At 68.8% G+C, this 11,358-nt stretch carries 5 protein-coding genes; 1 reads left to right on the top strand and 4 read right to left on the bottom strand.

The features are described from left to right. Nucleotides 1-90: 90 nt before the first annotated feature. The 4 genes from ACFVHY_RS14320 to ACFVHY_RS14305 all read right to left on the bottom strand — a co-directional run bounded on the left by ACFVHY_RS14320 (nt 91) and on the right by ACFVHY_RS14305 (nt 9,012). Complete coding sequence (locus ACFVHY_RS14320; protein ID WP_390272799.1) at nt 91-1,299, bottom strand: DICT sensory domain-containing protein; 1,209 nt, start codon at nt 1,297-1,299, stop codon at nt 91-93. A 324-nt stretch (nt 1,300-1,623) separates the two neighbouring features. Then, nucleotides 1,624-2,163: a Dps family protein gene (locus ACFVHY_RS14315; RefSeq protein ID WP_390272796.1), complete on the bottom strand. Its 540-nt coding sequence runs from the start codon at nt 2,161-2,163 to the stop codon at nt 1,624-1,626. Between the two features lie 164 nt (nt 2,164-2,327). After that, nucleotides 2,328-5,639, bottom strand: a complete 3,312-nt coding sequence (locus ACFVHY_RS14310; protein ID WP_390272794.1) for an arabinosyltransferase domain-containing protein — start codon at nt 5,637-5,639, stop codon at nt 2,328-2,330. Continuing rightward, the gene (locus ACFVHY_RS14305) at nt 5,632-9,012 is read right to left on the bottom strand and encodes an arabinosyltransferase domain-containing protein (protein ID WP_390272792.1); all 3,381 of its coding nucleotides are present in this window, start codon (nt 9,010-9,012) and stop codon (nt 5,632-5,634) included. Before ACFVHY_RS14305 ends, ACFVHY_RS14310 begins: the two co-directional genes overlap by 8 nt. Nucleotides 9,013-9,707: 695 nt before the next feature. Between ACFVHY_RS14305 and ACFVHY_RS14300 the strand changes: the two genes are divergently transcribed. Next, nucleotides 9,708-11,351 (top strand): DUF222 domain-containing protein, encoded by a 1,644-nt coding sequence (locus ACFVHY_RS14300; RefSeq protein WP_390272790.1) that lies wholly within the window; start codon nt 9,708-9,710, stop codon nt 11,349-11,351. Nucleotides 11,352-11,358: the final 7 nt, after the last annotated feature.

The raw sequence follows: 11,358 nt of genomic DNA, 5'->3' as shown, positions 1-11,358 counted from the left end.
GCCGGCTCCCCGCCCGCTGGCCGAGCAGCGTCGTCCGAGCGCAGCGAGGCCGCCGCGTCCGTCGAGGTCACTTGCCGCGCGCGACTCGGATCAGGAGAACCGCATGAGGATCGAGTGCACGGCCTGGGTGACGGTCATGCGGTCGTAGGTCTGCACGAACTCGAAGGTGCGCTCGAGATCGGGACCGGCGTCGTGCTGGTCGCGCGCCGAGAGCAGCGCCGCGAAATGTGGCCCGAGGACGGCGACATTCCACTCGTTGATCAGGTCGTCCTCCGCGTCGAGCGGCGCGCGGTGGACGTTCCCGTCCCGGATGTCGGGCAACCCGACACCGTAGACCCCGGCCAGACCGGTCTTCTCCGACATCTCCCGCCACCGCTTGGCGGTTCGCGAGGTGAAGTGTTCGGCGAACTGGAAGGTGCCCAGCACGATCGCGGCGCCGCCGATCGCCGCCTGCTCCTCGAGTGCCTTGCTCATCTCGATGAGCAGGCGTTTGTTGCCCATACGCGGCGGAATCGACGTCGACGCGATGCGGTACGGCGTCGACTTGTCCGGGCCGGGAGTGGTCCAGACCGGCATCTCGGGCAGCGGCACGACGGTCCGGGTGGCGAGGACGGACGGGTCGGTCACGGCGGGGTACAGGTCGCCGATACCGAAGGCCGCCCCCATCGTCTGGGCGGTGATCCGGGTGGCCTCGTCGTCGACGCCCTCGGCGATGACCACGGCATGGCTGCGTTCGGTGTGCGCGGCCAGCGCGTGGGCGAGGTGCGCGGCGTCGGAGCTGGTCTGCGACGTGAGCAGTTCGGCACCCGTGACGATGATGTCGGGCTCGACCAGGGAGAGCAGCGTGGCCGCGTGTTCGCTGCGGACGAGCCCGTCGACGCAGATGATCTTGCCGGCCGCCCGGGCGCGGGCGACGCGGGCGAGTGTCCGCTGCGGGCTGCGTTCGACGGCGTCGGGGAGGATGACCATGACGTGACGTTCGAGGCTGCGCGCCGTCGCGTGGTCGAGGTTGTCGATCAGGTCGAGATCGAGGGAGACCAGCAACGGCAGGATCTTGGCCAGCGACTGCGCACGTTGGGACGCGGCCATCTTGCGCTTCCGCTCGTCGAGTACAGGGTGTTCTTCGACGAGACGGGCTGCGCGTTTGAGGGCGGCGGCGGTGGCGAGCCGGGTACCGGCCGGCCCCCGGAGCTGCAGTTCGACGGCGGCGAGAGCGCCATCGGACAGCCGGCAGACCGGCGCGAACTGCATGTGGAGCTCCAGATCATCGAACAGGGTGAATGATCGCGTTTCGGACACACGTGCCTCCCCGTCAGAGCGGAAAAGCGCCCCGATCGATCTGGTGGACGCGGTTTGCTTCACATCCTGTTCGCGGCATTAGCCTGTGGTCAGCGTAACAAACCACGAACCGTGAGCATGGTCCAGAAGCCCTTGGTCCCTGAGGTCCCAAGTGGCGCAAGGTGTTCGGCTGTGAATCCGGGTGCGGGTGTCAGTGCCTGTTCGTAGTTGGTGGGTACAGAAGGGTGTTACCGCGGCCGCGACCAACGGGGCAGAAGGTCGCGACCGCGGCTCCGGGGCGGGTCCGGGGGTGTGGTGACCCGCTACACGGTCTGTTGCGCCAGATCAGCGGGCTGCGTCGGCCGCTTCCTTTTCGCCGCTGGCGCCGGCGTGGGTGAGTTCACCGGTGTAGCTCTCGAGGTGTGCGCGGACGAACCACTGGAACTTCTCCAGTTCGGCGGTTTGTCCGATGAGGATGTCCTCGGTGATCGGATCGATGTCGCCGATCTTCTTGATGCCGTCGCGGTGCGAGGTGATGAACCCGTCATAGACCAGGTCGAGCGCGCCTAGGTGGGCCTGCGCGGTGTCCCGGCCGATGGAGTAGTCGCTCCACGATCGGTCGTTCTCGATCGCCTTGGCGGTGCCCTTCGGCGATGCCCCGAGCGTGGCGATACGTTCGGCGATGGTGTCCGCGTAGCCGCGGACGAGTTCGACCTGCGGGTCGATCATCTCGTGCACGCCGATGAAGTTCGCACCGACCACGTTCCAGTGGATGTGCTTGAGGGTGAGGTGCAGGTCGTTCAGCGCGCTGAGGCGCTCCTGCAGGATGCCCACGACCTCGTTGGCGGCTTCGTTGCTGAGTCCAGGTGCGGTGAATGAAGGCATGACTCGACGCTAGGCCGGTATCGGCGGCGTGACGAGGACTGCCGGCCATGAGTGACGGAACCGAGACAGCACATCACAGTGAGATAACGAAGGCCTCGAGCGTGTTTGCCGCACCGACCGTGGGGAAACGAAAAACCCAGGTCGGCGCGGTGTCAGACACCAGGTCAATACCCGCTGGAGCGCATCGGCGCGGGGTCGTACAACCCTGAACGGCGAGCGGTCCCGAGGTCCAGTTCCGCAGCCGGCGCCGGGATGATCTCGGTGAACTTCTGCAGGCCGCCCCAGTCACGTCCCCAGTTGTTCCGGAGGTACGTCGGCAGCAGGGTGGGGCGCAGCATCGCCTCGGTGATGCCGAGCGGACCGCCCGCGGTGCCCGACATCCAGGTCTGGCTGTTCTTCCGGGTGGCCTCGGCGTCGGGCATGATCCGCCATTGCGGTACCTCGAGGACGCCGTTGCGCACCTTCATCGGCTGCTGGCACGGGAAGACCATTCCGGGCAGCCAATCGATGAAGACCGGGTCGGTCTGGCCCACGACGTCGTTGAGGGTGGCCAGGGTGCTGACCCGCGGTGGCGTCACCGCGACCCATTCCGACGGTGCGGCCGCGGTGTCGGCGACCTCGACCCGCACGACGGTCGCCCGCGGCGGTGCGTCGGCCAGTGGGAATCGCAGGTTGCGCCAGGTCGGGGTCTCGCCGATGTCGATCGGGAACATCCGGCCGAGCGCGCTCACCCGCCCGTCGGCCTCCACGCGGCCGAACTGCATCGTGACCTTCTGGCCGGCGTGCACGACCCCGATGCCGTCGACCGCCTCGACCGATCCGGCGACCGCCATCGTCAGCAGCGGTGTGTCGTCGGAACGTTCGGGCAGCCGGTACCAGTCCGAGGTCAGCGAGCCGGTGCCCGACGGCGAGCCGTAGCTGCCCAGGACGGGGGTCTCGGCGGGGTTCAGGCCGAACGGCAGACGCACCGTCGACCCGTTGACGCCTCGTGCACCCTGACCGCCTTCGGTGCCGCCCTGCGCGGACGAGCTGTCGCCGGATTCGTCTGAGCCGGCGCCGGTCTGGGCGCTGTTCTGCGCGCCGGAGGTGGTCGACGACTCGGTGTCCTCGGTGGCGTCGACGGACAGGCGATCGGGTACGCCGTTCGGGGAGAAGCCCGTCGTGTCCGGTCCGGCCAGCGCCGCGGCGATGCCGGGGGCGGGCCGACCGTCGACGGCCGCGGGCTGCAGCAGTCCGGCGGTCGGATCGGCTTCGACGAGGACGTCGTTGGCCAGCCCGCACGAGTTCCCGGTGAGAGCGCGCGCGTTGGACTTCATCCACGACCACGAATCACGTTGCTCGTAGGCGCCTTTCGCGAACGAGGCGACCATGAACAGCACCATCAGCCCGGAGATGACCGGCAGCGGCGAGAACTTGAGCTTCGAATACCACTTGTCGGCTCCGCGCGTACGGGTCTGGTCGTCGACGAAGTCGTCGCGGAAGTGGAACCACAGGCCGGCAAGTGCGGTGGCGACCGCGGCGGCGAGGATGAACCAGGCGATGTTGATGCCGCCCGCCGTGGGTGGGCGATCCCACCACGGGACGCCGTAGCTGCCGACGAACCACCAGCCGTTGGTGCCGGCGAACGAGATCCCCGTGATCGCGAGCACCGCGGCGGCGAAGAAGCTGCGATTGCGTCGCGACCGCAGCACGGCCGGCGCCATCATGGCGCCCGCCGCGGCGGCGAGGCCCGCGGCGATGCCCGCGTACACACCGAAGTGGTGGGTCCACTTGGTCGGCGTGAAGGCGATGAAGAACATCGTGCCGAGGGTGACGGCAACCAGTCGCCAGATCGGTGCGCGCGCAATGCCGTTGGGATGCTCCCGCCGAAGTAGGCGGAGCAATACGACGAACAGGCACAGGATCATCGCCAGCACGCCGAAGCGTCGTGCGAGTGTGCCGTCGGCGGTCGGCAGGATCAGGTAGTAGTACCGGATCGGTTCCTGCCACCACTCCAGCGTCGGGCCGACGTCGGAGGCGACCTTGTTTCCCGCGATGAGCGGCGCGAGCGGCTGATCGGCGAAGATCTGGAACAGCACTGCGGTGCCGGCCGCCAGGATGGGCGCGAGCATCGGCAGCAGGCCGTCCCGGGACCGGCGCGACACCAGGGTCTTCACGATCGGTCGGATCCCGGCCAGCAGTGCGGCGACCGCCATCAGACCGCCGGGCGCGAGCGCGAGGGTGAAGGCGGCGGTGACCACCGCGACGGCATAGGGGAGCAGTCGGCGGGTCGCGATCGCGCGTTCCACGCAGCACCAGGTGAGCAGAGCGCCGACGGCCTCGGCCGGTTCCGGACGCAGACCGTTGTTGAACGGCAACCAGATCGCGAGGAAGACGAACGCGGCCGACCACACCGCCGGCGTGCTGTGCCGCACCGCGCGGCCCAGGCGCGGGATCACCTCTCGGCTGATGAGCCACCAGCCCAGCAACCCGAGGAGGAAGGCCGGCAGTCGCATGAACGGTGCCGCGACGCTCACGTCCGTCATGGCCGAGATGACCTGGAAGTGCCAGCCGAACGGGTCCTGCGGCACACCGAAGTAGCGGAAGTAGTTGTCGGCGTACCCGGCGTCTCCGGTGATCCGGCCGACGATGAAGTTGTAGCCGTCGTCGGAGGTGTTGGCGCCCGCGAACCACCAGAAGGCGAGAATCGCGAACACCGCGACATCGGGCGGCCGGATGGTGAACCAGCCCGACGGCAGGAAACGCTTGTGGCTGCGGCCGTCCCGACGGTCCAGGATGCCGAGCGCGATCAGCGAGACGATCGTCATCAGGACGCCGAGCACGATCGCGGTGAGCTTCAGCAGGGTCGGGGTGCTGACGTAGCGGGTGTCGATGGTGGCGCGCAGCGACAGCCCGTCACGAGAGACATCGGCGGGCAGATCGCTGTAGACGCCGACGATCTGGGGACGCATCTCGTGGTCGGCCAGCGCGAAGCCGTGCGCGGCGCCGGAGTCCGCGGCCGGTTCGGGCAGGCCGTCGAATCGTCCGCTCACTCCCTCGCCGTCGGCCCGGAACACGATGCGACAGTTCGGATTCGATTGCGCGGCCGCTCGATCGGTGTTCAGCAGCGCGACGTTGCGGTCGGTGAGGGTCAGTGCGTCGGACGTCGCCCGGACGAAGAGCCCGCGGGCGCCGGCGTCCTGGCCGCCTTCGGGGATCGTCGACAGCAGTACTCCGCCCTGGTCGGGCAGGCGGGTGGCGAGTGAACATGGCACCGACGTCTCCATGTCGATCGGCACGAAGGAGACCAGCGGGGCCGCGACATCGGAGACGTCGCCGCCCTGCGGCCACTGCAGTTCGGCGGTCGACTGGTTCACCGGCAACAGCGGGGTGAGGATCGCCAGCAGGAATCCGAGCAGACCGGTGACGGTCGCGACGATCTTCGGGTTGACCGTGGTCGCCAGACGGGACGTACGAGGCGTACGGGACTCACTCATCGGATTGGGGCTCCACCCTGATCGAGCCGGCTCGTGACCAGCCCCATTGCGTCGTCTGTGCCGTGTCGATCCGCGCATCCGGTGCGTCGGACACGAGCGGGGTCAGCTTCTCCAGTGCGCCCCAGTCGCGCACCCAGTCGTCCTGCAGGTACGTCGAGACCGCCGACGCGGACGTGGTGGCCTCCGAGATCCCCAGCAACCCGCCGTCCACGCCGGCCTGCCACGTCTTGGACTGGGAATTGGTCAGCGGATAGTCACCCAGGATGCGCCACTGCGGGACCTGGGCGACGCCGTGGGACACACCCATCGGCCGCTGGCACGGGAAGTGCGACGCCACCCCGAAGTCGATGAGGGTGGGTGCCGTCGAGCCGACGACCGCCTGCAGCGTCTGCAACTGCGGCGCGCGCGGCGGGGTGATCCCGATGAACTGCTTTTCGCCGAGGTTGTTGTCCTGCAGCGACAATCGCATCACGGTCGCACGCGGCGGGGCGGCCGACATCGGTATGCGCATGTTGCGCCAGGGCATGTTCAGGATCACGGGACCGGGGTCGATGGGCAGGATGTCGGGGCCGACCTGTTCGAAGTTCCCGTCCGCACCCGGGCGGCCGAACTGCACCACCATCTTCTGCCCGAAGTTGCGTACGCCGAAGGTGTCGATGGTCGAGACGGCGCCCGCGGTGCTGAACACCAGCAGCGGCGACGCGGCGCGGTCGGCGGGCAGGTCGTACCACCCGGTCGTGAGGCGCGCCTCGCCCGGATATCCGTAGCTGCCCAGGACCGGCGTGGTGGCGGGGTCGAGCCCGTACGGCAACTTGGCGGTGGAACCGTTCACGGTTTCCGGTCCGCGCCCGCCGGTGGTCCCGGCGCCCAGCCCGCCGGTGATCGCGAACGGGCGGGCCATACTCGCCGACACGTTCATCTGACCGGGGCGCTGGCTACCCGGCTCGGGCTGGAGGTCGTCGGGGATCCCGTTCGGCGAGAAGCCGACCGGGTTGTCGCCGCGCAGTGCCTGCGTCGTGGTGGCGCCGCCGGCCGGGGTCAGCATGCCGGCGTTGGGGTCGAGTTCGACGAGGACATCGTCGGCGAGGCCACAGCTGTTGCCGCGCAGCGTGTTCAGGTTCTCGGCGAGTGCAGTCGACGCCGGGTACCGGGTCACCGCTGCTTTGGCGAACAGCAGCAACTCGACGATCACCAGCAGACCGGCGATCACCGCCAGTGGTGAGGAGGCGAGAAAGAGCCGTCGGCGATCGGCTCGGGTCTCGCCGGGGCCGGTGTCGGCATGTGCGAGGCCCCGATTGGTCACGTAGTCCAGCCGCAGGTGCTGCCAGACCGCGACCGCGGCCGCGAGCACGGCGAGGATGAGGAACAGCGTCGACGCCTGGTAGCCGGCGATGACGGGCGCACGGTCGAACCAGGAGATGCCGTATTCGTAGAGGAACGGCCACGAGTTGTAACCGGCCATCGCGGCGGCCATCGCGAACAACAGTCCGGAGACGAAGACCGTGAGGTTTCGCGCCGAGCGGGCCGCCGACTGGGCCACGGCGACGGTGGCCGCCGCCGCGATCGCCGCCGCCAGCCCGGCGAGCACGCCGAACTGGATGGTCCACTTGGTGGGCGTGAACGCGAACAGGAGGAGGGTGACCCCGACGGCGCCGATGAGACGCCAGACGGGACCCGGGTCTACTCCGCGAATCCTCGTGCGCCGCAACATGACCGCGACCGTGACGAACAGGCCGGCGAGCAGCAGGAGCAGTGGTACGCGACGGGTGAGGGCGCCGTCGTCGGTCACGACCGAGATGAAGTAGTACCGCAGGAACTCCTGGTGCCAGGAGATGACCGGCCCGACCGAGTAGCGCAGCTTGATCGCTTCGAGGACGGTGGCCAGGGTTTGATCGCGGAACACCACGATCAGGACCAGCATGCCGGCGGCGGCGATCGGCGCGAGGAGGGCGAGTGTTGCCGCCCAGCGGGATCCGTCCATCCGGTTCCGTCGATCGATGAGGATGTGCAGCAGTGAGCGGGCTGCCACCAGCAGGATGGCCACGCCGACGACGCCGTGCGGGGCGAGCGCCAGGGTGAAGCCCGCGACGAGGGCGGCCAGTGCTGCCGGCAGGAGCCGCCGGGTCGCGATGGCGTATTCCGCTGCCCACCAGGTCAGCAGCGAACCGAGGACGATGATCCCCTCGCTGCGCAGGCCGCTGCAGAACGGCAACCAGAACGCGGTGAACGTCAGGGCGCCCGCCCAGATCGCCCACGAACTGCGCCGCACCGCGGGGCCGAGGCGTGGCAGCAGCACCCGGCTCAGGACGAACCATGACACGAGCCCGGCGACGAGTTGCGGGATGTGCATCCACAGCACCGACGGCGAGACCGACGACCACGCCGCGAGGAAGCTGTAGTACCAGTCGAACGGTGCTTCGGGGATGCCGTAGAAGCGGTAGTAGTTGGCGAGGTAGCCGAAACCGTCGGCGGTACGGCCCATGTTGAGGATGTAACCGTCGTCGGGTGAACCGGCCCCGAGGACGCTCCAGACCAGCAGGATTGCGGTGACGACCAGGTCGCTGGCCCGGGGTTTCAGTGAATGCCACCACGAGCGGGTGCGCGCGCCGATCCGCCGGTGGTACCCGCCGATGCGGTCGAGCAGTCCCAGCGCGACGACGGCGACGAGTACCGACAGCGCGGCGAGCACCATCACGATGATCTTGAGGATCGAAGGGGACGACTCGTACCGGTTGTCGATGGCCACCTGCACGCGCAGGCCGTCAGCAGCGGCGGTGCGTGCCTGCGCCGGGCTCAGGTTGCTGAAGATACCGTCGACCTGCGGGCGCCGGTCCGGCGGCAGGGTCGTCGACTCGCCGAGCCCGAGGAACTGCGCACCCGGGCCGGTGGGGGCGGAGAAGACGCGCAGTTCCGAGCATCGGCTCAGGTCGGCGCGGGACGCGGTCGCAGCGAGACTGTTCCGGAAGGTCACGGTGACCGCGGCGTCGGTGGCGGTGACCCACAGCGACGACGACTTCGAGCGCGGCGCATTGGTCGGCATCGTGGCGAGGACCACGCCGTTCGGTGCCGACGCCAGCGTCGCGCACGGGAAGCTCGCGTCGAGGGTCTGCGGGGTCTGCGCGATGAGCGGCGCCATCACCGACGAGGTGTCGGCGTTCAGGTCCTGCCCGGCCGGCCACTCGAAACCGGCGTCGACGGCCTTGACCGGAAGCAGTGGGATGAGGGCACACAGCACGACGCCGGCGATCCCCGCCACGATCGCGATCCACCGGGCGGTGCCCGCGGAAATCCTGGTCCCTTGTCCCGACGATGCCGGCCCCGACGAGGACGGTTCGACGGAATCCTCAGGCGAGGTCGGGGCTGTCACAGGCACGGTGCCTCATCGTAAGCGACGTCCCCCGGGGTACCTAGGGCACACCCCGCGGCTCTGAAGGTTGAGGTGCGTGAACGTCGGTACCCCTGCTCCCTGATCCGAAAGAACGACACAACCATTGCTCCCTGAGGTGCGAGGAGCGCAAGCCGCCGGGCCGAGCAAGCGAAGAAGGAGCGCGTCGAGGTCGACGAGCCACACCCATTCTCACTGCCACGAAGGGTTTGGCGACGCATCTCACGAAGACCCTTCGTGACGGCCTCCGCAGGCTCCGGCCTCCTCAGGGAGCAGTGGTTGGTCCGCTCCGAGCACAGCGAGTTCTTTCGGTCCACGACGGCCGTAAGGCCGGAGCTTGCGGAGGCGACCCCCTGCTCCCTGAGGAGTGTCCGGAGCTTGCGGAGGGCGAGGCCAGCCCCGGTTTCCTGAGGAGCGGCCGGAGCTTGCGGAGGGCGAGGCCAGCCCCGGTTCCCTGAGGAGCGGCCGGAGCTTGCGGAGGGCGCGTCACGAAGGGTCCCGCACTGCAAAGACCGCACAGTTCTCGCCCGCGGGCGGACACTACCAGCAACCACCGACAATCGACGGTGGCGACCCTGCGTAGCAAAAATCCTGTCGGACAACGTATTTCGAGCTGCCGACCGCCGGTCTTTCGTGTACACTCGAACGTACATTCGCAGCAACGGTTCTCGGGGGAGGTGACCATGCCTGACGAGTCCGCGACGCCGCAACCGCGTGCCGTCGAATTGGCGACCGAGCTTCACGCGATCCTCGACGAAATGCAGTCGGTGGATCTGTCGCCGTGTACCGATGCCGAACTCGCTGAGGTGGCCGCGGAGACCGAACGCGCCATCGCGCGGTTGACCGTCGCCGGTGACCGGCAGATCGATCAGGTCGAGACTCGTGATCTGCCCCGCAAGGCCGGCTGCCGCACCCTCATGCAATTCATGACCCACCGGCTACGAGTCTCGAACCCGATGCGCCGCCGTAAGCAAATGGACGCCACCACCCACCGAACCAGCCTCGGCGGCGAACTCCTCCCACCCGAACACCCCTGCCTCGCCGAGGCTTTCGCACACGGCAAGGTCGGCACCGCCCACGTCCAAGCCGCCCTCGACGTCCTCGACCGCATCCCCGGCACCATCGACCACGACATCAAGGTCGCCGCCGAACGACAGATGGCCGAGATCGCCACCGACCACACCCCTGCCGAGATCACCCAACTCGGCGCGCGGCTGCTCGCACACCTCGATCCCGACGGCACACTGTCCGACGACACCGACCAGAAACGACGCCGCGGCCTGTGGATCGGCCGACAACGAGCCGATGGCACCGCCAAGATCTCCGGCACGCTGACCCCCGCACTTGCCGCCCGGCTGACGATGATGTTCGCCGTGTGGGGCAAACCCGGGCTCAACAACCCCGACGACCCCGCCTCGCCCAGCGGGCCGGCCGGTGCCGCCGACCCCGACGCCCTGGCCACCGCCGCCGACCGCGACGGCCGCACCCTCGCCCAGACCAATCACGACGCGCTCGACGCCGCACTGGCCGCGGGTTTCGCCGACGGTGCACTCGGCACGTCGCACCGCGGGCTGCCCGTGCAGCTGATCATCAAAGCCGACCTCGCCGACCTGGTCCGCGAAGCCGGACTCGCCACCACCGCCACCGGAACCCTGCTCCCCATCAAGGACGTCATCAGATTCGCCGGTGAGGTCCAGCCGTGGTTGGCGATCTTCAAAGACCACACCGCCGTCCCCCTGCACTTCGGGCGCGGCAAACGGCTCGCCACCCGCGAACAACGACTCGTGTCCTTCGCCCGACCCGACGGTGAAGTGTGCTCGGCTCCCGGGTGTGATCAGCCCGCCACCCACGTCGAACTCCATCACGCCCAGAAGGATTGGGCCAAGGGCGGTCTCACCGACATCGACGACCTCGCCCCCGCCTGCCAGCGGCATAACCGCATGGTCGGTGACCAGCCCGGCCAATACACCACCCGCATCGCCCGATCCGGCCCCGACGAAGGCCGCTGCCTCTGGCGACTCAACGCCGAACCCGGCGCGCCACCCAACCCCGAACACCTCAACCGCCGACCCGACATACCCCGGCGGTTCGCAGAACATCTCAACACCGTGCGCAACGAGATCCACGGACCTGCCACCAGGTCCGGCGATGAGTCGCGCCCGAACCGGTCGCGCCCCGACGCCGTCGGCTACGGCGACCGCGGCCTCCGTCTCGAACTCGCCTACCGAGAACTCGTCCATCCGCGAACACCGCCGGAGCACCTCACCACCCCACCGCTGACCCCGGTCGAAGCAGCACTCGCACGCATACTCGCTGACCATCGGTGACGGCAAA

Source organism: Gordonia sp. NPDC127522, from assembly GCF_042672305.1.
Lineage (GTDB): Bacteria > Actinomycetota > Actinomycetes > Mycobacteriales > Mycobacteriaceae > Gordonia > Gordonia hongkongensis.
Note: the sequence above shows the minus strand (reverse complement) of the source record. Positions and strands in the feature narration are given on the sequence as shown.